This window comes from Enterococcus sp. DIV1368f (assembly GCF_051712245.1).
In the GTDB taxonomy this organism is placed as follows: Bacteria; Bacillota; Bacilli; order Lactobacillales; family Enterococcaceae; genus Enterococcus; species Enterococcus faecalis.
In genome coordinates, this window is record NZ_JBIOON010000001.1 from 1467945 (window position 1) to 1490422 (window position 22478).

At 37.4% G+C, this 22478-nt stretch carries 21 protein-coding genes, 1 pseudogene and 2 riboswitches; of the genes and pseudogenes, 2 read left to right on the forward strand and 20 right to left on the reverse strand.

The window, feature by feature from the left end:
• Nucleotides 1-25: 25 nt before the first annotated feature.
• The 7 genes from eutS to IGL07_RS07365 form a co-directional block, all read right to left on the reverse strand.
• Nucleotides 26-373, reverse strand: coding sequence for an ethanolamine utilization microcompartment protein EutS (gene eutS / locus IGL07_RS07335; RefSeq protein ID WP_002345864.1), 348 nt, complete (start codon nucleotides 371-373; stop codon nucleotides 26-28).
• 159 nt (nucleotides 374-532) lie between these two features.
• Nucleotides 533-1663, reverse strand: a complete 1131-nt coding sequence (locus tag IGL07_RS07340; protein ID WP_010817313.1) for a 1-propanol dehydrogenase PduQ — start codon at nucleotides 1661-1663, stop codon at nucleotides 533-535.
• Between the two features lie 292 nt (nucleotides 1664-1955).
• Nucleotides 1956-2105, reverse strand: a riboswitch (adenosylcobalamin (AdoCbl) riboswitch).
• A gap of 44 nt (nucleotides 2106-2149) precedes the next feature.
• Nucleotides 2150-2731 (reverse strand): cob(I)yrinic acid a,c-diamide adenosyltransferase, encoded by a 582-nt coding sequence (locus IGL07_RS07345; protein WP_002360247.1) that lies wholly within the window; start codon nucleotides 2729-2731, stop codon nucleotides 2150-2152.
• Entirely contained in the window at nucleotides 2728-3171 is a 444-nt protein-coding gene (locus IGL07_RS07350) for a EutP/PduV family microcompartment system protein (protein ID WP_002363995.1), read from the reverse strand. Before IGL07_RS07350 ends, IGL07_RS07345 begins: the two co-directional genes overlap by 4 nt.
• 141 nt (nucleotides 3172-3312) lie before the next feature.
• Nucleotides 3313-4080 (reverse strand): ABC transporter ATP-binding protein, encoded by a 768-nt coding sequence (locus tag IGL07_RS07355; protein WP_010817314.1) that lies wholly within the window; start codon nucleotides 4078-4080, stop codon nucleotides 3313-3315.
• Nucleotides 4077-5084 (reverse strand): FecCD family ABC transporter permease, encoded by a 1008-nt coding sequence (locus IGL07_RS07360; RefSeq protein WP_002361862.1) that lies wholly within the window; start codon nucleotides 5082-5084, stop codon nucleotides 4077-4079. The genes IGL07_RS07355 and IGL07_RS07360 overlap by 4 nt, the downstream gene beginning before the upstream one ends.
• Nucleotides 5077-6105 (reverse strand): ABC transporter substrate-binding protein, encoded by a 1029-nt coding sequence (locus tag IGL07_RS07365; protein WP_002384486.1) that lies wholly within the window; start codon nucleotides 6103-6105, stop codon nucleotides 5077-5079. The genes IGL07_RS07360 and IGL07_RS07365 overlap by 8 nt, the downstream gene beginning before the upstream one ends.
• Nucleotides 6106-6223: 118 nt before the next feature.
• A riboswitch (cobalamin riboswitch) is annotated at nucleotides 6224-6383 on the reverse strand.
• A gap of 205 nt (nucleotides 6384-6588) precedes the next feature.
• Here IGL07_RS07365 and plsY point away from each other — a divergent pair.
• Nucleotides 6589-7218: a glycerol-3-phosphate 1-O-acyltransferase PlsY gene (gene plsY, locus IGL07_RS07370; RefSeq protein ID WP_002360243.1), complete on the forward strand. Its 630-nt coding sequence runs from the start codon at nucleotides 6589-6591 to the stop codon at nucleotides 7216-7218.
• Between the two features lie 41 nt (nucleotides 7219-7259).
• Here the strand turns inward: plsY and IGL07_RS07375 are convergent, their stop codons facing one another.
• The 12 genes and pseudogenes from IGL07_RS07375 to IGL07_RS07430 all read right to left on the reverse strand — a co-directional run bounded on the left by IGL07_RS07375 (nucleotide 7260) and on the right by IGL07_RS07430 (nucleotide 20261).
• Complete coding sequence (locus IGL07_RS07375) at nucleotides 7260-8135, reverse strand: aldose 1-epimerase family protein (RefSeq protein ID WP_195526152.1); 876 nt, start codon at nucleotides 8133-8135, stop codon at nucleotides 7260-7262.
• Between the two features lie 33 nt (nucleotides 8136-8168).
• Complete coding sequence (gene codY / locus IGL07_RS07380; protein ID WP_002357492.1) at nucleotides 8169-8951, reverse strand: GTP-sensing pleiotropic transcriptional regulator CodY; 783 nt, start codon at nucleotides 8949-8951, stop codon at nucleotides 8169-8171.
• A 20-nt stretch (nucleotides 8952-8971) separates the two neighbouring features.
• Nucleotides 8972-10375, reverse strand: a complete 1404-nt coding sequence (gene hslU, locus IGL07_RS07385; RefSeq protein ID WP_002366731.1) for an ATP-dependent protease ATPase subunit HslU — start codon at nucleotides 10373-10375, stop codon at nucleotides 8972-8974.
• Between the two features lie 14 nt (nucleotides 10376-10389).
• Entirely contained in the window at nucleotides 10390-10938 is a 549-nt protein-coding gene (gene hslV, locus IGL07_RS07390) for an HslVU peptidase proteolytic subunit (protein ID WP_002357489.1), read from the reverse strand.
• Between the two features lie 28 nt (nucleotides 10939-10966).
• Nucleotides 10967-11866 carry a tyrosine recombinase XerC gene (xerC, locus tag IGL07_RS07395; RefSeq protein ID WP_010817315.1) on the reverse strand — a complete coding sequence of 300 codons (900 nt, stop codon included), beginning with the start codon at nucleotides 11864-11866 and terminating at the stop codon, nucleotides 10967-10969.
• Nucleotides 11867-12077: 211 nt separating this feature from the next.
• Complete coding sequence (gene trmFO / locus IGL07_RS07400; RefSeq protein WP_002357486.1) at nucleotides 12078-13385, reverse strand: FADH(2)-oxidizing methylenetetrahydrofolate--tRNA-(uracil(54)-C(5))-methyltransferase TrmFO; 1308 nt, start codon at nucleotides 13383-13385, stop codon at nucleotides 12078-12080.
• A 107-nt stretch (nucleotides 13386-13492) separates the two neighbouring features.
• On the reverse strand, nucleotides 13493-15571 hold the full coding sequence (gene topA, locus IGL07_RS07405) for a type I DNA topoisomerase (RefSeq protein WP_002357484.1): 2079 nt from the start codon (nucleotides 15569-15571) through the stop codon (nucleotides 13493-13495).
• 184 nt (nucleotides 15572-15755) lie between these two features.
• Nucleotides 15756-16409, reverse strand: a complete 654-nt coding sequence (locus tag IGL07_RS07410; protein WP_010817316.1) for a CPBP family intramembrane glutamic endopeptidase — start codon at nucleotides 16407-16409, stop codon at nucleotides 15756-15758.
• A 90-nt stretch (nucleotides 16410-16499) separates the two neighbouring features.
• Nucleotides 16500-17363 (reverse strand): annotated as a pseudogene (dprA, locus tag IGL07_RS07415) (DNA-processing protein DprA).
• A gap of 60 nt (nucleotides 17364-17423) precedes the next feature.
• A complete protein-coding gene (locus IGL07_RS07420; RefSeq protein WP_002377329.1) occupies nucleotides 17424-18191 on the reverse strand; it encodes a ribonuclease HII in 768 nt (255 codons plus the stop codon).
• A gap of 1 nt (nucleotide 18192) precedes the next feature.
• The gene (ylqF, locus tag IGL07_RS07425; RefSeq protein ID WP_002357480.1) at nucleotides 18193-19044 is read right to left on the reverse strand and encodes a ribosome biogenesis GTPase YlqF; all 852 of its coding nucleotides are present in this window, start codon (nucleotides 19042-19044) and stop codon (nucleotides 18193-18195) included.
• A gap of 275 nt (nucleotides 19045-19319) precedes the next feature.
• Nucleotides 19320-20261 (reverse strand): 2-dehydropantoate 2-reductase, encoded by a 942-nt coding sequence (locus tag IGL07_RS07430; RefSeq protein ID WP_010817319.1) that lies wholly within the window; start codon nucleotides 20259-20261, stop codon nucleotides 19320-19322.
• Nucleotides 20262-20437: 176 nt separating this feature from the next.
• Between IGL07_RS07430 and IGL07_RS07435 the strand changes: the two genes are divergently transcribed.
• Nucleotides 20438-21328, forward strand: a complete 891-nt coding sequence (locus tag IGL07_RS07435) for a LysR family transcriptional regulator (RefSeq protein WP_195526151.1) — start codon at nucleotides 20438-20440, stop codon at nucleotides 21326-21328.
• A gap of 8 nt (nucleotides 21329-21336) precedes the next feature.
• Here IGL07_RS07435 and IGL07_RS07440 read toward each other — a convergent pair whose 3' ends face one another.
• Nucleotides 21337-22389, reverse strand: a complete 1053-nt coding sequence (locus IGL07_RS07440) for a PTS sugar transporter subunit IIC (protein WP_195526150.1) — start codon at nucleotides 22387-22389, stop codon at nucleotides 21337-21339.
• Between the last annotated feature and the right edge of the window lie 89 nt (nucleotides 22390-22478).

Here is a 22478-nt window from a genome sequence, read left to right on the forward strand (position 1 = left end):
TCTTCACGCCCTTGTCCTTTCAACGCTATGTTCTGGTAATTTTACAAGTTACAGAAAAGTTTAAAATCTGTTGTAAACCTTCAATCACCGCTTGTAAGGCTGCTTCCACTGAGCTTACGTCACCAGAAATGACTACCGATCCAGAAAAACGATCAATAAAACCGATTTGGATATCTCCGCTTTTAGTCGCAATATCAACAGCGATAATTGCCGCTTCGCTCGGAGTGATTGTCAAAATACCTAGTGCATTGCTGGTGCCTTCTGGCAACCCTAATTTTGTATAAATTTCTTTATTAGGACTAGCAATGATGTGCGCTAACGTTACTTGTTTCCCAGGAACATATTCTTGAATCATTCGTTGTTTTTCTTCCAACCAGACTCGCTCCTTTAATTTAGCAAATAAAAAATCCTCAATAAAAAACGTAAAGGTTCCACTTTCGCTTTCTACTAAGGAGCTTCTTTGCTCTTAAATTTTGAAGCACGCCGTTGTGCTACCCACATTATATGTTATCGATTTCATCCTGTCAATCGCTTATAAGATAGAATTTAAAATTTTTGTCACTTCTGCTCCTGTTGGTTGAACAGGATTTGTTTTGGTGCAGCCATCCATCAATGCGCCTTCAGCTATTTTTGGGATTGCAGCTTGGACTTCTTCTTTTGGTAAACCATAGTCACTAAAAGTGGCAGGCATGTTTAATTTTTGACGGAGTTGCTTGATTTGTCGAATAAATTGTTGAACACTAATCCGTGCATTGGTTGTCTGTGTATCATTTAGACAATTTGCTAACTGCGCATAACGTTTGGCTGTTGGTTCGTTGGTGACTTTGCCATTCGCTAAGCCACTGTTATATGCAATGACTTCCGGTAAGAGCATTGCATTCATTCGTCCATGTGGCACATGTAAACGCGCACCGGCCGCATGAGCAATACCGTGATTCAAGCCTAACGAAGTAACATTAAACGCCATCCCTGCCATACATGAAGCTAAATGCATATTTTCCCGGGCTTGTTGGTTGCTGCCATCATTAAAGGCTATTTCTAAATTGTCGAATACCAGGCGAACGACTTTTTCGCACAACGCATCTGAAATCGGATTTGCTTCTGTTGAAACATAAGCTTCAATAACATGCGTTAAGACGTCCATTCCTGTATCCGCTGTGATTTTTGGTGGGACACTCATCACTAAATTTGTATCTAAAATCGCAATTTCTGGTTGAATTTCATCCGTTACAAGCGGGATTTTGGTGCCAGTCTCAGCAACCGTAATCACTGAAAAATTCGTAACTTCTGAACCAGTCCCACTAGTTGTAGGAACCGCAATAAACTCAGCAATCTGAGTTTGCAAAGTACGTTTGCCAAAAAATTTCATTGCTTTGGCCGCATCAATAGCGGATCCCCCACCTAAAGCTAATATCGTATCTCCTTGAAATGCCGCTAACTGCTTAATTCCCGCAGCAATCTTATCAATTGGTGGATCGGGGATGATGTCACTAAAAATTTGCCATTCACTTTTTGTTAAATGCTTTGTCACTTCATTCACAAATCCAGAGTCAACCATGAATGGATCTGTGACAATGAAAACACGTCTATCATGAAGTGTTTCCAAATTGGCTAATGCGCCTTCTCCTACCCATAGTTCGGTAGGGAAATGAATTGTTTTCATCTCAATTCCTCCTTAATAAAATACAAAAAGACACTTCAAACAAACGAAAAATCATCTGTCTGAAGCGTCTTTGCTTCCTTATGTATACGCCATTGTACACGAAACCTTATCCATAGAGTACAACGCCTTTAATTAATTGTCAATAAAAAAAGGGAATATAGCAGTACGTCATTGTACCTGAAATCTCCTTCAACATTGAAAGACCAGCCCAAAATTCCCAAAAGCACTTCCTCGTGCCATTAATTGGATTAATACAAATATCTTGGGCTGGATTTTCAACACAAGCGTTGTTAAGAAACATCCTGTTTTGCCTCGAAACAGCATGCCCAATAATGAAAAAATGAAAAGACCTGACTTAAAAGCAACCTTGCTTCTTCACAGTGGCGGGACCGTGCCAGATTCTCACTGGCTTCCATTCATATTTTTCATAAAATATTCGTTTAATCTATCTGAAATTTACCATAAGTTTTTTAGAAAAGCAACTGTTTACAATCCATCTTCTTTAATTTTATGGAAAACCTTTTCGCTTCGTTCATAAAAAACATCAGGTCGTTGTGCTTGAACATTTAAATAGCGAGCCAACGCATAAAAATAATCTGATAAACGATTGGTAAAAATTAACACCTCTTCGTTAATTTTGGCTGTCCAATTTAAACGAACAATGATGCGTTCTGCGCGCCGTGCAATCGTCCGAGCCACATGAACCATACTGGCTGCTGGGGTTCCGCCAGGTAAAATAAAACGATCAATATCTGGTGATTGTGCAGTGTAGAAATCAATCCGCTGTTCTAGCCAATGCACACTTTCCTTTTGTAATTTAAATGGTCGTTGTGCTTCAATCGGTGTTGACAAATCTGTTCCCGCATCAAAAAGTAAATGTTGTAAAGCTTCTAGTTCTTCTTTAATTTCTTGATTTTCTTGCGGAAGTTGGCTGATAATATAGCCGACCCAAGAATTCAATTCATCAATCGTTCCATAACTTTCAACTCGATCAGAATCCTTAGCGACGGTTGAGCTGCCGACTAATTTCGTCATTCCCTTATCGCCAGTCTTTGTATAAATTTTCATTCTGCTTCATCCTCCTCTAAATAATCTACTAATTCTTGCAAGCCAATTTTTTCAACAGAAGAAATTTCAAAAATTCTTGTTGCACCCGCACTTTTTAATTGTTGCCGAACAATTTCTAACTGCTGAGAATCTTGTGCTAAATCAATCTTGGTTAAAATACCAATGATTTCTTTCGGGAAAATACTACCAAATCCTGGTGAAAAAACTTGTTGTGTTTCTACAGCACTTTGGACCAAACCGATCACATCTGCTTCTGCCGCTGTGACGTTTAACGCATTATAATATTGTCGATGCAAAATAAACTCGCCCGGTGTATCAATCATTTCTGTATGAAATTCCACCGCCTGTGTTTTATCATAAATTAATTCTTTGCCTTGCAGAGCTTGACATAACGTGGTTTTGCCACAACCGATAGCTCCCATTAAAATGATTCGTTTCATCGCTACCTCCATAAAAAAGGAGCCCAAAGCAAGTACCATTACGTACTTAGTCTTGGGCTCCTTTGCCGATTTGTTAAAACACGCCATTGTGTTTCTGATTCTTTGCCTTTATCTTACCTGTTTCCAAAAAACTTGTCAAAATTATTGAATAGTTTCCCAAACTTTATGTTGTTTCTGAAAATAGGAGACAATATCTGTTTCAAAAATTGTTTGTAAAAATTCTTTTGAAGCCAACGTTTGAAAATCACCTTGCGCAGCCACTTTCCCTTGCTTCATAAACACAATTTTTTCACTTAGCGTTAACGCTAAACGGATATCATGAAACACCCCGATTAACGTTTTCCCTTCTTGCGCACTCCACTCATTTAACTGCTGAATCAATTCTTGTTGATACCGAATATCCAAATGATTATTGGGTTCATCCAATAAAATAATTTCTGGATCTTGTACAAATAATTTAGCCAAAAATACTCGTTGTTGTTGTCCTCCTGAAAGCTGATTGACAACTTTATCTTTTAAAGGCAATAAACCCGTGCGTTCTAAATAATAAAGAACTCGTTCTTTTTCTTGTTTAGAAACAATAGGTAAAAAACGTTGTGCTTGTTGTCGATACGCCCCCATCAAAACTGTTTCGTAAACCGTATAATCAAAAGCAACTGTCGTGAATTGACTCATCATCGCTACTTTCGTTGCCAATTCCTTCCGCTTTTGTCCATGAACTTCTTGACCATCAATTAAAACAGAACCACTATAAGGGACAAGTCCGGCAATCGTTTTTAAAAGTGTCGTTTTGCCACATCCATTTGGCCCTAAAATACAACTTTTACTACCTGTCGGAAAAACGAGGGAAATATCTTTTAAAATGGGGGTTTGTTGGAGTGTTACAGCTGTTTCTTTTAATTCAATCATGCAGCAACGCCCCTTTTTTTAAAGTAAATATACAAGAAGAATGGCGCTCCAATCAAGGCTGTTACGGCCCCAATGGGAATTTCTCTTGGTGATAAAATCGTGCGGGCAATTGTGTCCCCTATTACCATGATGGTCCCACCTAAGATTGCTGAACCGGGAATCAGCCAGCGATGAGTCGCCCCTAAATAGCGACGGACAATATGTGGTGCTATTAAATCAACAAAACCAATCACACCGACAAATGAAACCGCACTTCCTGCCAATAAACTAGCCAAAAGAATAATGCGTAGTTTTGCTGTTTTGACTTCTACTCCCGCTAACATCGCATGTTCTTCTCCTAAACCGAGAACATCCAATGCGTTGGCATCAAACCAAAGAAACAGACTGCTGACAAGCAAGATTGGACAATAAATAGCAATTTTTTGCCAATTACTGCCAGAAAAACTACCCATTTGCCAAAAGACTAATTGTTTCAAATAATCTTGGAAAAGTGCTGTAATCAACGTCAAAATAGCACCGACAAACAAGGTCATAATCATCCCCACTAAAACAACTGTTTGATTAGACATTTGACTATCCATTGTTTGCGTAAATAACAAAACTAAAAAGACCGTTGCTAAGCCAAAGATAAAACCAGTTAAAGGCAATAAAAATGCCCCTAAAATCGAAGCAGTTACTCCAGTTACCATGATTAACGCAGCGCCTAAGGATGCTCCCGCTGATACGCCCAAAGTATATGAAGAAGCTAAAGGATTACCTAAGAGTGATTGCATCACCGTGCCACTTACTGCTAAGCCTGCGCCCACGAGATAGGCCATCACGACACGCGGTAACCGAACATTCCAGATGATTCCTTCTAAAATCCCATCTTCTGAAACCGTCTTTTTCACTAAAATTTGAAGCAAATCCGTTAACGAAATCTGAACACTTCCAATTTTAATACCCAAAAAGAGCATGCTCATACTGATCAAGAGCATCAGTATGAGACACGTTTTTTTACTCATCTTTTAAATCCTTGTATTCCTCTGGATAAACAGCTTTTGCCATTTGTTTTAATGCTTTGGTAATGTGGTTATTTGGTAAAGAGCTAGACATGTTATCAATTTCGAAAACTTCTTTGTTTTGAACTGCAGGAACGTTTTCCCAGTTTTTACGAGCTAAAATTTCTTTGGCGGGATCTTTCATATAGTTAACATTGGTTAAAATGACTTCTGGTTTTGCAGCAATGGCCGCTTCTTCTGTCACTGGTAACCAGCCTTTTTCATTTGCCAAAACATTTTTTGCCCCAATTGTTTCAATCATTTCATTTAAAAATGTCCCATTACCAAAGCTATAAATGTCTGGTAAGGCAGCTACTTCAAACAAAACAGTTTTTGGTTTTTTAATAGTTTTCCCAATTTTGGCTACTTCGTCGATTTCTTGATCCATTGTTTTGATTAACTTTTGTCCTTTTTCATGTTCAGATAAGCTATCCGCGATGAATTGGACGTCTTCTTTGATTGCTTTGATACTTGTACTAGTGGGGATATTAACGACTGTAATTCCAGCATCTTCCACTTGTTTCCAAACACTTTCTGAGCTAGCTAAATTGATGTCATTCACATAAACAATTTGTGGTTTCAAGGCAATCAATTTTTCTGCATCGACAGCCATCATATCCATTTGTGGTAATTTTTTTAAATCAGTCATCATTGTGCTACTTTGAGTATCAACTGCGATTAATTGGTCGGTTTTACCTAAGTCTTCAATCACTTCTGTTGTTGATGGCACTAGGGAAATAATTTTGGTTGCTTCTTTGGGTAAAGTAATTTCTTTGCCGCTACGGTCTTTGGTTGGTAACGTTACTTCTGTTTTTTCAGAAGAGGTAGTTGCTTTCTTTTCCTGTTTACCACATCCTGCTAAGCCAAGTGTTGCTACTAAACCTAAAGTCATCATTGTTAAAGTAAATTTTTTCATTTTTTCATCCTCGCATTCGTCTATTTTATTTTGGGGAAAATTTTCTGAAATGAACCTCCTTTGTCTCAACGTCAAAACAATACAAAAAAACCACTTTTTTCTCCAATAGAAAAAAAGCAGTCACTTAACTATGCTAATGATATACTCAGCCAGTTATCTTCAAAGCCCCTTCTTTTTCCTACAAAAGAATGATTAGACTTATCAAGCCGGTATCCTGACTTAGCTTCTTCTTACTGCCAATCCTTCCAGAATAATCTGTGGTCTTATTGGTTTCATCCACCATACAGTAGGTAGGTCTGTAGAGGATTCGCACCTCTTTCCCTGACACTTCATAAGTACATATATATTGTATCTTCGTTGATAACTAATTTTCAAACCAGTGATTAGACGTCTTTGTCTAATGACACACATTTATTATAACGGTTATCAACCATTTGTCAACGCTTCCTCAAGCAAAAGAAAAACTTTTCTTGTTTTAGTTATTAGACGTTGTTCCGTTTTTCTATTCATGATAAAATAAATCCTAGTTTGAATAAGAAAGAGGTTAACTTGATGAAAATCGTCATTTTGTTACTTGTTGCCTATTTATTAGGTTCGATTCCCTCAGGTGTTTGGATTGGTAAACTTTTCTTTAAAAAAGATATACGCCAATTTGGGAGTGGGAATACAGGAACAACCAATACATTTCGTGTCTTAGGGAAACCTGCCGGAATTACGGTATTATTAATGGATATCTTGAAAGGAACGTTAGCCACTTCATTACCCTATTTGTTTGGTTTGCAAGGCGTGAACCCGCTCTTCTTTGGGGTAGCAGCTGTTTTAGGGCATACCTTCCCTATTTTTGCCAATTTCAAAGGTGGTAAAGCCGTAGCCACTAGCGCTGGCATGTTATTAGCATACAGCCCCACATTTTTTATTTATTCTGCTCTTATTTTTGTGATTTGTCTGTATCTAACCAGTATGGTGAGTTTAACAAGTATGATTAGCGCTGTACTAATTACACTTTCTACTATTATTTTGCCTTTCACTGTCCCAGCTATTTTACCAACATTTAACTGGTTATTAACCGTGATTGCGATTGCTTTGACTACTTTTATCTTTGTCCGTCATCGTGAAAACATTCAGCGAATTAAAAATGGAACAGAAAGTCGTCTTTCTTTTGGCTTACGTGCAAAAAAATAAAGAAAAAGGCTGTGAACAAATAATGTTCACAGCCTTTTTCTTTATTTTACACTAATCATATACTGTGTTTTAAATAGTTCGTTAGCTGGTAACTTATTGATGCCAAATTTTTCAGCAAGTTGGCCAGTTGCGTCGAAAGCATCAGCAATCCCGCACCAAGGTTCGATACAGACAAAAGGCGCTTCTTTCGGTGTCGGTGACCAAATCCCCACAAAAGGCATTTCTGGATAACTCAAAGTGACTTGATGGTCACTTTCGTCTGTGGCAATCGTAATTGCTGTTTGACCTTTTGTTTCAAAAATCATTGCATCATTTTCAAATAATTGATGCGTTAAGTCAAAGCTGGTATTCGTTTGGGCTAGCGTTTTACTCGCTAAATCAATAAACGGGCCTGCTAAGGGAATTTGTGTCCGTGATTTTTTAGGTGAAAAACTTAGATAATAATCTTCAAACGTTAGTGAAGATTCTAAAGGTACATTAAAGGCTGGATGACCACCAATCCCAAAATACATCTCTTCTTTCCCTGTATTTTCTACTTGGTAGTTTACAGTCAATTCTTGGTGTTCTAATGTATAAGTAATCACTAGTTCAAAATCAAAAGGATACTTCTTCTTGGTTTCTTTTGTTGATTTTAGTGAAAAAGAAACTTCTTCTCCACCTTTTTCAATCACATCAAATACTTGATCACGAGCAAAACCATGTTGAGTTAAATGATACGCTTGATTTTGGTACATATACGTATCTTCTTTTAGACGACCGACAATCGGAAAAAGTACGGGCGCATGGCGGGCCCAAAATTCAGGATTTCCTTGCCAAATATATTCAATGCCGGTTTCTTTTGATTGTAAACTTACTAATTCTGCTCCTTCTTCAGCAAATGTTGCGATTAGAAATTCATTTTCAATTTGTACAGTCATTGCGTTGTCCTCCTAGTTGATACGAGCAATTGCTTATTTTTCCAACTCTTTAATAAATTGTTGATTTAATACTTTTAAATAAGTCCCTTTCATACCAAGAGAACGTGATTCAATAATTCCAGCTGATTCTAATTTTCTTAAGGCATTCACAATTACGGAACGAGTAATGCCTATTTCATCTGCAATACTTGAAGCAGTTAAACGACCTTCTTCGCCATCTAAGGCTTCAAAAATGGCATGGACGGCTTTTAATTCACTATAGGAAAGAGTGTTGATGGCCATTTGCACGGCAGTCGCACTGCGAACTTCTGCTTCAATTGTTCTGGATTGATGATACAAAATTTGCATGCCGACAACGGTCGCACTATATTCAGCTAACACTAAATCATCCTCGTTAAAGGATTTTTCAACACGCGCTAAAATAATCGTACCCAAGCGTTTGCCAGCACCGTACAAAGGCACAATAGTGGTTAACCCAAACGGATACAGCTCTCGTGATTCAAAAGGAAATGCAGTTAAATCGCTGTCTATTGGAATATTGGCTTCGGTTACTTTGAGCATATCCACGGCCTCGGTGTATCCTTGAGGAAATTTTTTCTCTTTAAACATATTTTTGATACGGGCATTATTAACATCTAATTTTTCAGTATACCCCAACAAATCCCCTGAACTGCTAATAATATACGCATTACTTTCTAAAATATCCCCTAAAATCATTGCCATTTTGTTGTACGGAAGTTCTGCTTGTACGTCAAACAGATTATTTTTTTGCAAAAGCTCGTTCACTTGACGTGTTTTTTCTAATAATGTAGCCATCTTTTCTCCTCCAGCCTTTTTTATAAGATGTAACGACTTAAATCTTCATTTTGAACAATGTCATTCAATTTTTCATTGACATATGCTTCGGTAATCGTAATTTCACCCATTTGCATATCTGGTGCTTCATATAATAAATCTTCTAATAAACGTTCTAAAATTGTGTGTAAACGACGCGCCCCAATATTATCTGTATCACGGTTTACATCATAAGCGATGTGTGCTAACCGTTCAATTGCTTCTTTTGTAAAGATGACTGAAACATTTTCTGTGCCAATTAATGCTACATATTGTTTAATTAAAGCATTATTTGGCTCAGTTAAGATACTTACGAAGTCATCAGCCGTTAAATCATCTAATTCAACTCGAATTGGGAAGCGGCCTTGTAATTCTGGAATCAAGTCACTTGGTTTTGACAAGTGGAAAGCACCTGAAGCGATAAATAAAATGTGATCCGTTTGTAAAGGACCATACTTCGTGTTAACTTGAGAGCCTTCAACAATCGGCAAAATGTCTCTTTGTACTCCTTCACGAGAGACTTCGCCCGAATTTTGTTGACTTTTAGAGGTGATTTTATCAATCTCATCGATAAAAATAATTCCGCTTGATTCAGCTAAACGAATCGCTTCACTATGAATATCAGCGTCATTGACAATTTTTGCTGATTCTTCTTTCACTAATAATTCTTGTGCTTCTTTCACCGTTACAGTACGTTCGATTTTTTTCTTTGGTGACAGAGCGCCTAACGTTTCATTTAAGTCGATGCCCATTTGTTCTAGGCCATTGTTCATAGCTGGCATCGTTTTCTTAGGTTCTTCAATTTCAATTGTTACTTCACGATTATCTAATAGACCTTTTTCCAGCTGTTCCAAAATCGTTCGGCGATTCGCTCGAATATCTTCCGTTACTTCTTCTTGTGCTTCTTGCTGTTGCTGAGCCATGTTAAACATGTTCATCATTTGTTCAAATTGATTACCGCCAGCCTGTTTTTGTTCTTTTTTAATTCCAGGCACTAATACTTTGACTAAACGTTGATTGGCCTTTTTCAAGGCTTGCGCATACACGCGACTGTATTGTTGTTTTTCAACAATTTGGATCGCATTTTCTACTAAATCCCGCACCATTGATTCGACATCCCGACCGACATAGCCTACTTCTGTAAATTTGGTTGCTTCAACTTTTACAAAAGGCGCATTGACAATTTTTGCGAGACGACGAGCAATCTCAGTTTTACCAACACCTGTTGGTCCAATCATTAGTAAGTTTTTAGGCGTAATATCTTGCTGCATATTTTCTTCTAATTGCAAGCGACGATAGCGGTTACGTAAAGCTACCGCCACTGATTTTTTGGCAGCTTGCTGTCCAACAATATATTGATCTAGTTCTTTGACTATTTCTTTTGGTGTTTTGTTTAATTCATTCATGGATTTTCCCTCGCTTATAATTCTTCTACAATGATATTATGATTCGTAAATACACAGATATCTGCAGCAATATTTAAGGCATTTTTAGCAATCTCTTTCGCTGGCATTTCTTTATCACCAAAGTTTTTCATGGCTCTTGCAGCGGACAAAGCAAAATTACCGCCAGAACCAATTGCTAAAATACCATCGTCTGGTGTGATGACTTCCCCAGTTCCTGAAACTAAGAGCATTTCTTCCTTATTCATCACAATCAGCATAGCTTCTAATTTTTGCATAGACTGTTGTGTCCGCCACTCTTGGGCTAACTCAACCGCAGCTCTCGTTAAGTTTCCGTTGTATTCATTTAATTTTCCTTCAAACTTTTCTTCTAATGTAAAGGCATCTGCCACACTTCCTGCAAAACCGACAACGACTTCATCATTGTAAATACGGCGCACTTTTTTGGCCGTACCTTTCATAACGACAGATTCGCCCATTGTTACTTGGCCGTCACCAGCCATTGCAAATTTTCCATCTTTTTCGACTGCACAAATTGTTGTAGAGTGAAATTGTGATTCAACCATTGTTGTTCCTCCTAGACGTTTCCCTCCATTATGCACGAGGATGAAACGTTCGATAATTTTTTTGTAAACTTTCTTTTGTCACATGCGCATATATCTGAGTTGTTGATAAATTAGCATGTCCTAATAATTCTTGAACTGTCCGCATATCGGCGCCATTATTTAATAAATGTGTCGCAAATGTATGGCGTAACATGTGGGGATGAATTTCCGCATTTAATGAACTTTTTTTAATTAGTTGGTTTAAGACATATTCAATCCCTGTTGGCGTGATTTGTTCACCATGATGATTAACAAAGATATACGGATGTTTTTTTTGATATTTTGTCATTAATAGCGCGCGGCCATTCTCTAAGTAATTCTTTAAGGCGTCTTGTGCAAATGAACCAAAAGGCACATAGCGGTCTTTATTTCCTTTTCCGTGAACCAATAAAACAGAAGCTTGAAAGTCAACTGCGTCCACCGTTAAGTTCGCACATTCACTGACCCGAATGCCAGTCCCATACAGAACTTCTAGCAACGCTTGATTTCTCAAATCAAGCGGTTGCTCCCCTTGTGCGCTCTCAAATAATGCATCCATTTCTTTTTCATAAAAAAAACGGGGCAACCGTAACTGTTTCTTTTTCATATGAACATAGGAAAAAGGATTCTCTTGGATTGCTTCATTTTTTAATAAGAATTGATAAAAAGAACGCAAACTGGCAATTTTTCGACTAATCGAATTGCGGCTATATTCCTGATCGTATAATTCGCTCAAATAAGCCCGAACATCCAAATGTTCCACAGTCAAATAATTGTCATTACCTGAAGTCTTTAAAAACGAAAAAAAATGTTGTATATCTTCTTGATATGCTTTTTTTGTTTTTTCTGAATAGCCTCTTTCGACAATAAGATAACGAGCAAATAACTCAGGCCAATTCTTTTCTTCCACGTGATAGCCCTCCTCATTCGATTACAAAGTAACTTTAGCATAACCTTTTTCAAAAGACAATTAAGTTGTCAGAATTTAATCAATATTTCTAAATATGTTCACAATTTTAACTATTCTTTAGCTTTTGTTATTTTTTTCTAAAAATTAAAAGACTGAGTATCATCGCATTTCTTAGCAATGATACTCAGTCTTTTCTCATATTTTTTCTAATTTAGTCTAAAGATTGGATAACTTGAGCTTGGACATCTAAGGCCCGATTAGCAATTGCTTCATAGCGTTCTTTTTTGTCACGAATTCGTTCAGGTAACTCTGGGAAAAGCCCAAAGTTTGCATTCATTGGTTGGAAATGTTTGCCTTCTGCATGTGTAATATAATAAGCCATACTTCCTAAAGTCGTTTCGCGAGGGAATTCAATCGGCTCTTCCCCTTTGGCAAGACGAGCTGCGTTAATACCTGCGAGTAAACCACTTGCCGCGCTTTCAACATATCCTTCAACACCAGTCATTTGTCCAGCAAAAAACAGATCGTCACGTTTTTTTGATTGATAGGTTGGTTTTAGCAACTCTGGAGAATTCATAAAACTATTACGGTGCATGACACCATAGCGAACAAATTCAGCATTTTCTAATCCCGGAATCATACGGAATACTCGTTTTTGTTCACCCCATTTTAAATGCGTTTGGAAACCAACAATATTGTATAAAGAAGCTGCAGCATTGTCTTGACGTAATTGAATTACAGCATAAGGGCGTTTACCTGTTTTAGGGTCTTCTAGTCCGACAGGTTTCATTGGGCCAAACAACATGGTTTTAATGCCACGTTGCGCCATTACTTCGATGGGCATACAGCCTTCGAAAAACTTCTCTTTTTCAAACGTGCGTAAAGGAACCACTTCTGCATTGACTAGCGCTTCATGAAAAGCATTGAATTCTTCTTCAGTCATCGGACAATTTAAGTAAGCCGCTTCCCCCTTGTTATAACGAGATTTTAAATAAACTTTATCCATGTCAATTGTTGATTTATCAATAATTGGTGCTGCTGCATCGTAAAAATAAAAGCCTTCAGAACCATTAAATTCTTGAATTTTTTGTGATAAGCTTTCAGAGGTTAAGGGACCCGTTGCAATAATTACAATCCCTTCCGGAATATCAGTGATCTCTTCATTTTTGATTGTAATTAATGGATGACTTTTAATTTTTTCAGTGATTGTTTCAGAAAAAGAATCACGGTCAACTGCTAAGGCGCCGCCAGCTGGTACAGCGGTTTGATCTGCACTACCAATAATAATTGAATTTAAACGGCGCATTTCTTCTTTCAAAACACCTACCGCATTGGTTAAACTATTTCCACGTAATGAATTAGAACAAACTAACTCTGCAAAATTTTCTGTTTGATGCGCTGGTGTCTTTTTGACAGGGCGCATTTCATATAAATCAACTGGTACGCCAGCATTGGCCACTTGCCATGCCGCTTCACTTCCGGCTAAACCGGCACCAATAATTGTGACTTTTTTTGTCATGTATAAAAATTCCTTTCTATGTCAAGAAGTTAAGAGCTGTCTCTTACAAACTCAATTCATTTTACTAAAAGAGAAGACCGAAGTAAATTCTTCGGTCTCAATTTTTCTTATTTTTGGACGTTTTCTTCATAATCGCCATTGATACAAACGACTTGTTTGCCGCCTTTAACTTTTTTCTCTACTAAATATTGCCCACATTTTGGACATGGTCGGCCTACTGGTTTGTCCCAAGAAGTGAAGTCACACTCTGGGTACCGACTACAGCCATAGAAAATCCGATTTTTCTTTGATTTCCGTTCGATAACTTGTCCTTCGTGACACACAGGACACGTCACGCCAATTTCTTTAACGATCGCTTTTGTATTCCGACAATCTGGGAAATTACTACATGCATAAAATTTTCCGTAGCGACCCAGCTTAATCACCATTGGATGTCCACATAGTTCGCAGTCAAAGCCTGCTGGTTCATCTTTAATTTGGATTTTTTCAATTTTTTCTTCGGCATTTGTTAATTCTTTTTCGAAGGGCTTGTAGAAACGATCGACAACTTCAACCCATTTTTCTTGGCCTTCACCGACTTTATCTAAGTCCGTTTCCATTGTCGCTGTAAAATGTGTATCGACAATTTGTGGGAAAAACTCTGAAACTAGGGAATTCACAATTTCACCTAATTCCGTTGGTTCAAACCGTTTATTCGTTAGCTTCACGTAATAACGCCGTTGAATAGTTTCTAATGTTGGCGCATATGTTGATGGTCGGCCCACACCATTTTCTTCTAAAGTCCGGATTAACGTGGCTTCACTAAAACGAGCCGGTGGTTGAGTAAAGTGTTGTTTCGGTTCGATATCGACCGATTTCACAACGTCACCTTCCACTAATTCAGGTAAAATATTTTCCTTGTCTTCTTTACCATCATCGCGTCCTTCAACATATACTTGCATAAACCCTTTAAATTTCACTTTGGAGCCATTGGCAATAAACGTTACGCCGTTTTGTTGAAGCGTGACCTTCATGGTATCTAAAATCGCTGGTGTCATTTGACTAGCAACAAAGCGCGACCAAATAAGAGTATATAATTTTAATTGATCTTTATCTAAATACTTCTTCATTTCATCGGGTGTTCTTAAAACGCTTGACGGACGAACCGCTTCATGGGCATCTTGTGCACCTTGCGTATTTTTTGCTTTGCGGCCGCCATGTGCTGAGAACTCATCTCCGTAGGTCTTTTCAATGAATTCAGCAGCTTCTGCTTTGGCGGAATCAGCAATTCTGGTTGAGTCTGTACGCATGTAGGTAATCAGCCCCACAGTGCCTTGTTTCCCTAAAGCAATTCCCTCATACAATTGTTGCGCAACCATCATGGTTTTACGGGTACGAAAATTTAATTTACGTGCCGCTTCTTGTTGTAAACTACTGGTTGTAAAAGGTAATGCAGGATTACGTTTCCGTTCTTTTTTCTCAACTTTTGTAACATCGTAATCTTTACCGTCAATTCGAGAAGTAATTTCTTTCACCGCTTCTGCATTTGGTAATTTTTTCTTTTTACCATCTACGCCCCAGAAATTTGCTTTGAATTTCTTGCGACCTTTTTGGAAATTCCCATCAATGCTCCAATATTCTTCAGGTTTAAATTCTCGAATTTCATTTTCTCGATCAATAATCATTTTTAAAGCAACAGATTGCACACGACCAGCACTCAAACCTTTTTTGACTTTACGCCATAAAATAGGACTAATCGAGTATCCAACTAAACGGTCTAAAATACGCCGTGCTTGTTGTGCATCAACTAAATCAACGTTGATGGTTCTAGGTTCTTTAAATGCCGCTTTTACCGCTTCTTTAGTGATCTCATTGAATACCACGCGGTTTTTATCTTTTAAATCAAGGCCAAGAAGATAAGCTAAATGCCAAGCAATTGCTTCACCTTCTCGGTCCGGATCGGCTGCGAGATAGACTTTTTCAGCTTTTTTTGCAGCCGCTTTTAAACTTTTGATAACGTCGCCTTTTCCACGAATCGAAATATAATGAGGTTCATAATTATTTTCAATATCAATCCCCATTTTACTTTTTGGTAAATCGCGAATGTGACCAACACTGGCAACCACCTTGTAGTTTCTTCCTAGATATTTTTCAATTGTTTTGGCTTTGGCAGGTGATTCTACAATCACGAGATACTTATAGGCCATTCAATTAGCTCCTTTCGCGTTCGCTTTCCTACTATATAATATATGTAAAAAACGCACAAATCGTAATACATCATATGCTAAATAGAATAGGTTTGTCAAGACTAGGCTTTCTAACATTTCTGTCATTTCTGTTTGACTGTCCGAATTTATAAATAAAAAATCCCTATGATTTATAGATTTTATCCTAAAGCATTAAAATACCTATAACATTCCAAATAAAATGAGTCAAGACAGCAGCTTCAAAGCGACCCGTGCGTAGATAGACCCAACTTAAAGCTAAACCCATGCCCCAATAAATAATAAAACTACCTATATCTGTGGGCGTGTGCACAAGTGCAAATAAAATAGAAGAAACGAGTATTCCTATTTTTGAAGCTGGCTTGAAAAACGCTTGAATCCCGACACGAAAAATTCCCTCTTCGAAAATTGGCCCAATCACACCTGCAAAAATAAGTATAAGCCCTTTAGGAATAGATTGGACAATTTCTTCAACACTTTGTTGGTTAGAGGTCGTCTCTAGTCCTTCCAGACGTAATAAGAAATCACCAAATATTCCCACACAAAAGATTATCACCAAACCTAACAAGACCACTGGCAAGGTTTCTTTGATTCCTAAAAAAGTCCAAGTTATGAGCTTTTTCTTTTTCAAAAAAGCAACAAATAGATAGACGAAATAGGCACCAAGTCCAACAGCCACTAATCCACTAACAAAGCGAAACAAAAAATTTTCTGTAGAAACTTGAACAACTGAGACCATCATCAAAGGAATTTGATCCAAAATCAAAAAGCCCAGTAGCTGCATACCAAACAACCATCTTTTTCTAACAACCGTTTCCATTTAGACACTCCTAACTACCAACCAAAAGATTAAAATCTGATTAAATAGTACCGAAGTGAACGTAGGTTGTCAATTCACAATTAGTAAAAGTCACAATTCTTCACAGATATCATCAATTGTCTGAACACATTTAGCGCCGTCCTGAATTAATTCATGGCAGCCTGTTGAAAAAGACTGGAAAATACTTCCCGGTACGGCAAATACCTCGCGCCCGTAATCCATCGCCGCTTGTGCAGTAATTAAAGAGCCACTATTCTTACGAGCTTCCATCACGCAGACCCCTAAAGATAATCCAGCAATAATACGATTACGTGCAGGAAAATGATATTTTTTCGGCCCACTCCCATTCACATATTCTGTTAAAACAAGCTGATTCTGCTTCATAGTTTGCTGTAATTCTTTCTTTTCATACGGATAATATACATCTAATCCAGTGCCTAAAATTCCAATTGTCTGGCCCCCGTTCTGGATGGCCATCTCATGGCTACGACTATCAATACCTTTGGCAAGACCGCTGACGATTGTGAATCCTTCTTTGACTATTTTAGGAACCAGAGCTTCAGTCACTCTTAACCCATATGAAGTGGCATAGCGAGCGCCGACGATGCCAATTTTCCTTCTGCTTAACAATTGTAAATTTCCTCTATAAAAAAGAATTGCTGGTGGATTATAAATTTCTCGTAATAATTTAGGATAGACGGCATCTAAAATTGTCATAAATTGGTGTTGGCATTATCGTATATATAACGCTTCACTATGAATCGTATGGTGTAACCAAGATTGTTCAAATAATTCACGATATTTCTTGATTTCAGCGATTCTAATAATTTCTGTACTGGAAAAATCAACACGCTTTTGTGCGATAGCTTCTTGTAACACTTTTAAGATCCCTAAATTGCCAATTCCTTGGCATACCGCTAATTTAAATAATAATTGTCGTTGTAAAATTTCCAACAAAAAACACCTCTTTCACATCTTCTTAAAATAAGAATACGTAAAAAAAGTGTTTTATTTTTAAATCATATCTTTTATTGGCGCAAAAGTACGTCGATGAATGGGTGTTACACCGTATTTTTCTAACCCGAGAAGATGTTCTTTTGTTCCATAGCCTGCATTGTTTTTAAATCCATATCCAGGATATAATTCATCATATTCTTCCATTAATCGATCTCTTGTTACTTTTGCAATAATACTGGCTGCTGCAATCGAAATGGAGCGTGCATCCCCTTTAATCAAACTTTCTTGTGGTTGGGGAACGTCTAACTGCATTGCATCAATTAATAAATAATCTGGTGTAAAAGCTAAATCGTCAATTGCCATTTTCATCGCTTGTTTAGTTGCTTGATAAATATTAATTTGATCAATGACTCCTTGATCAGCGATACCTAACCCGATAGCGACAGCCTGTTCTTGAATCTGGTTATATAACGTTTCCCGTTTTTTAGCAGATAGCTTTTTTGAATCATTTAAGCCTAATAATTGACAATCCTTCGGTAAAATAACTGCAGCTGTCACAACAGGACCAGCTAATGGTCCGCGGCCTACTTCATCAATTCCCGCAATTAAACGATGGCCTTTTTTATAGGCCGCTTCCTCAAATTGACTCATTTCTTTAAAAAGTTGCCACTCTTTTTCTTTGGCTAACTGGCGACGTTCCCATTGTTTGATAGCTTGTTGCACTCCTGAACGTTCATCTTCTCGCCAGCTTGCTAATCGTTCATCGGTTGCATCAGTGACCGTTAACAGCGCTTCTTTGATTACCTGAATCGACTCTTTTGCCATGTTATTCGTCTCCTAGTTCTTCCCAGCGGTCCAAAGTATACGTACCTAATTTTCCACTGCGAATTTCTAAAATAATCATTTCGCTGGCTCGATTATAATCATCTCTAAAACCACGTTTTTGGCTAATTAACATCAACTGTTCTGGGGCAGGTAAAAATAGCTCTTCCTCTGTTAAACCATATCGTTCCGTTAAACGTTGTGGATAAAAACGTGCAAAAAATTCTAATCCATAAATCGCCAAATCATCTAAATGCAATAATTGATCTTTTATAGCGCCAGTTAAAGCTAATTTTTTCCCAATTTCTTCATCTTCAAATTTTGGCCAGAGAATTCCTGGTGTATCCAGTAATTCCAATTGGGAACCAGAGCGTAACCATTGTTGTCCTTTTGTCACGCCTGGCTTGTTCCCAGTTTGCGCAATTTTTTTTCCGACTAAACGATTCATTAAAGTTGACTTACCAACGTTGGGAATCCCAATACACATTGCGCGAATCGCACGCGGTTTCAAGCCTTTCGCCTGTTCACGAGCCAATTTTTCTTTTAACGCTTCCTTGGCTGCTGGCACAATTTTATTGATTCCTTTATTTTGTTGGGCATTGATGACTAGGGTTTGGTACCCTTTCTTTTGAAAGTAATGTTGCCATTTTTTATTTTGGTCATTGTCTGCTAAGTCCCCTTTATTTAAAAGGACTAATCGTGGTTTTTGTTGGACAATTTGGTCCATCATTGGGTTACGGGAAGAAAGCGGTAACCGCGCATCAACTAGTTCAAATACAATATCGACATATTTGATTTTTTCCGAAACTTCTCTTCTTGCTTTGGCCATATGGCCGGGAAACCATTGAATGGTCATAATCTGTTCAAATCCCTTCTTTAACACATTGTTTCTTTGATTCAATTCTTCAACGAGTCCTGTGTTCCGCGTAGATTCTTGCGAAAAAACACCTTCTCTAGTTTAACATATTTTTCACGGATTTGATTTATTTTCTGTAGTGTTCTTTAAAAAACGAAAAAGCTGAGACAAACTCACTTTGGATTTTGTCTCAGCCTTGTACACTGGCAAAGTATAGAAAGAAGTAGGTCAAGCTCTTCTCAAGACCGACTCAAGAGTATTTCTGTTTTTACTTGTTATTTAGCATGAAGTAAATTTTCTTTACAATGAATTAACTCTGTTAAAAACTGACAGTACGGTGTAGCAATCCCATAGGCTTTCCCTTTGCGAACAATTGCTCCATTGATATAATCAATTTCGGTTAAACGATGATTGGTTATTAAGTCCTGATACATCGATGGATGGTGCAGACCAATTGTTTCTCGATTATAACATGAGCGGATTTGTTGAAGGACTGCTTGTTTATCTAACGTAACTTGTTCCGCTTCAGCGACTGCTAAAAATTCATTAACTATTTGTTGAACAATTTGATCTGCTTGCTCTGTTTCGCCAAAGTCTGCCATATTACAATCCAACAAAGTACATAAACCATTCATTGTTCCATTTACGCAAGCCTTCTTATAAATGGATGATAAAATATTCTCAGAATAACGTGCATTTAAGCCAGCGTTATTTAATACCTTAATGACTGCTTCTGCTGCTTGTTCACTTTGCGCTCCTAAATTTTGTAAATCAATCGAACCATTGCCAAATAATTTTACTTTACCCGGTCCGTCTAAACCAGCGGTCCACATTGTGTTTCCTAATAAAATATTTTCGTAAGGCACATATTTTTTGATAATATCTTCGTGCCCAATTCCATTTAACAAGCATAAAACTTTCGTATTTTTATTAAGGAAATGTTCTAATGCTTTAAGCATTCCTTCCAGTTGCATTGCTTTTGTAAATAAGATAACTAAGTCTGCTGTAAAATCGATGCTTGCTACTTCTGTTTGAGGATAGATAGGAATTTTAGCGGTCACCACTTCGCCATTAAAATCAGCAACTAACCCGTTTTTTCTTATTGCTTCAATATGTTCTGGCCAACCATCAACAAAAATAACGTCATTTCCTGCTTGATGTAACATTAGTCCAAAACGACTGCCCATAGCTCCAGCACCTGCGATAATAATCTTCATTTCTTTTCCTCCGTTCAATTTTTTATTTTTAGGTAAAAATCTGCTAAGAAAATCTCTATCTCTTACTTTTATAGCAATAAAAACGCAAAACATATGTTATATTATAAGTGATCTATTTGTTATTTTTTATCCAAGCGCATTTATGTAAGCGCTTTTAAAAAGAAGGGGAGTTTCTGATGAATATTCAGCTTTTAAAGTACTTCATTGAAATTGTTAATACCCGCAGTTTATCGGCGGCCGCTCGAAATTTATTTGTCACCCAACCAACACTTTCTTTAGCATTGAAAAAAATGGAATCTGAGTTAGGCACAGCGTTGTTTGATCATTCTGATCAACCGTTTCAATTAACCGATATAGGTGTTTATTTATATGAACATGGCCAAGAAGTTGTTTTTCAATTCGATCAATTGGTAACAGATATTCGTGAAATGAACCAGAAACCAGTTAAAAAGCAATTGCGTTTAGGGTTAACTACTTTATTTGCTGTACAATTTATGAAAGAAATTTCACGATTTTTAACAACCCATCCACATGTGAATTTAATATTACAGCAAGATGGCTCGCCAAAATTACAAACGATGTTAGCAAATAAAGAAATTGATATGGGACTAATTTCTTTCCCAAATACCTTACCTGAAATTATTCATATTGAACCTTTAGAAACGACTACCAAAGGCTACCATGTTTATGTCGTGGTACCAGAATCAAATCCTCTCTCCCAATATGAAAAATTAACTTTTAAAGATTTGAAAGATCAACGATTTTCATCGTTAAGTGATAATTTTATGATTGGTCGCCTACTACTAGACCGAACTCGGAGCTTCGGTTATGAGCCGAATATCATTTTGCATAACGATGATTTACAAGTACTTCTTTATAGTTTGCAAAAAAATAATTCGATTTGTTTGCTGCCGATTGAATATTATGAAGTGGGAAAAAGTCAGGGACTGAAATGGATTCCTTTAAAAGATAAGTTTGACTATTTCCCCATCGGCATTGCTTTGCGCCGCGATTTTAGTATGACAGAAGATGTTAGAGATTTTATCCAAATCATTAAAGAAAATTAATGGATAATCTAGCCTTGATAAGCAAAGACGACTTTACTATCATAAAGTTTCAACACTTTTTCAAATAAGAATTTCGAGAATAAACCTGCGATAATTGGAACAACAAACCAAGAAAAGAGTAAGGGTAAGATCCCTAAGCCCGCATCCAATGAAGCAAGTGGCCCCACGAGTCCAACCAAGCCAAATCCAGCCGATTGTGGGGTTCCTGAAATGTTGAATAGAACCACAGGAATTGCTGAAATAGTCGCTGTAAATAAACAAGGAATTAAAATAATTGGGTATTTAAATAAGTTAGGCATCATCATTTTCATGCCGCCCAAAGAGACAGCCAACGTCACTCCCGATTGGTTGACATTCCAAGAATTAATCACAAGAACAACAGTTGTGGCTGCAATTCCCATTGCAGCAGCACCTGCAGACAAGCCATTCAACTGAATCGCCAAACCAATTGCCACAGTAGTGATTGGCGAAATAATCAGTGCAGCAAATGAACAAGCAATTAAAATACTCATGATAATTGGCTGAAAATCAGTAAAATTGTTAATCACTTTCCCGATGGCAACCGTAATTTGTGTCACATATGGATAAATCAACATGCCAAACAAACCTGCACCTACTCCAACAACGATCGGTAAAGCAATGATTTCCACTGAACCGAATTTTTTATCGATGACTAATAAAAGTAAGACTGCAACAGAAGCGGTAATCATAATATTAATGATGTCACCAGTGCCTGCACCAATAAAGCCTTTCACTTCTGAATTAAATTTAATCACGCCAGAACCAGCAAATGCTGCACCGCCAGCAACCATCATTTTCTGTGGCGTTAAGCCAAATTGAAAAGCAATCAGTCCACCAATAATTAAAGGGGTGGCTAGTTGGAAAATTTGCGCCGCATGAATAATCATTTCGATAATCTTGTATTCTGCAAAATATTTTAAAATGGCTCCTAATACAGCATTGGGAATTAAGGCGATAATGGTGCCGGAAGCTGTTCCAGCTAACACTTTGTTAAAAAATATTCTTGGGGTTAATTGAGCATCCAGTTTATCAGTGGGCATTTTCAACACTCCTATTGATTATTTTTATTTTTTTAGAATAAGTTTGAGAATGATTGAACTTTCTGTTAGATAAAGAGCGGCCTCAAAGA

What these genes read in the sequence shown, in the direction of transcription:
- IGL07_RS07340 (WP_010817313.1), bottom strand. Translation starts at nt 1,663, where the DNA reads ATGAAAACAATTCATTTCCCTACCGAACTATGGGTAGGAGAAGGCGCA.
- IGL07_RS07345 (WP_002360247.1), bottom strand. Translation starts at nt 2,731, where the DNA reads ATGAAAATTTATACAAAGACTGGCGATAAGGGAATGACGAAATTAGTC.
- IGL07_RS07350 (WP_002363995.1), bottom strand. Translation starts at nt 3,171, where the DNA reads ATGAAACGAATCATTTTAATGGGAGCTATCGGTTGTGGCAAAACCACG.
- IGL07_RS07355 (WP_010817314.1), bottom strand. Translation starts at nt 4,080, where the DNA reads ATGATTGAATTAAAAGAAACAGCTGTAACACTCCAACAAACCCCCATT.
- IGL07_RS07360 (WP_002361862.1), bottom strand. Translation starts at nt 5,084, where the DNA reads ATGAGTAAAAAAACGTGTCTCATACTGATGCTCTTGATCAGTATGAGC.
- plsY (WP_002360243.1), top strand. Translation starts at nt 6,589, where the DNA reads ATGAAAATCGTCATTTTGTTACTTGTTGCCTATTTATTAGGTTCGATT.
- IGL07_RS07375 (WP_195526152.1), bottom strand. Translation starts at nt 8,135, where the DNA reads ATGACTGTACAAATTGAAAATGAATTTCTAATCGCAACATTTGCTGAA.
- codY (WP_002357492.1), bottom strand. Translation starts at nt 8,951, where the DNA reads ATGGCTACATTATTAGAAAAAACACGTCAAGTGAACGAGCTTTTGCAA.
- hslU (WP_002366731.1), bottom strand. Translation starts at nt 10,375, where the DNA reads ATGAATGAATTAAACAAAACACCAAAAGAAATAGTCAAAGAACTAGAT.
- hslV (WP_002357489.1), bottom strand. Translation starts at nt 10,938, where the DNA reads ATGGTTGAATCACAATTTCACTCTACAACAATTTGTGCAGTCGAAAAA.
- trmFO (WP_002357486.1), bottom strand. Translation starts at nt 13,385, where the DNA reads ATGACAAAAAAAGTCACAATTATTGGTGCCGGTTTAGCCGGAAGTGAA.
- topA (WP_002357484.1), bottom strand. Translation starts at nt 15,571, where the DNA reads ATGGCCTATAAGTATCTCGTGATTGTAGAATCACCTGCCAAAGCCAAA.
- IGL07_RS07410 (WP_010817316.1), bottom strand. Translation starts at nt 16,409, where the DNA reads ATGGAAACGGTTGTTAGAAAAAGATGGTTGTTTGGTATGCAGCTACTG.
- IGL07_RS07420 (WP_002377329.1), bottom strand. Translation starts at nt 18,191, where the DNA reads ATGGCAAAAGAGTCGATTCAGGTAATCAAAGAAGCGCTGTTAACGGTC.
- ylqF (WP_002357480.1), bottom strand. Translation starts at nt 19,044, where the DNA reads ATGACCATTCAATGGTTTCCCGGCCATATGGCCAAAGCAAGAAGAGAA.
- IGL07_RS07430 (WP_010817319.1), bottom strand. Translation starts at nt 20,261, where the DNA reads ATGAAGATTATTATCGCAGGTGCTGGAGCTATGGGCAGTCGTTTTGGA.
- IGL07_RS07435 (WP_195526151.1), top strand. Translation starts at nt 20,438, where the DNA reads ATGAATATTCAGCTTTTAAAGTACTTCATTGAAATTGTTAATACCCGC.
- IGL07_RS07440 (WP_195526150.1), bottom strand. Translation starts at nt 22,389, where the DNA reads ATGCCCACTGATAAACTGGATGCTCAATTAACCCCAAGAATATTTTTT.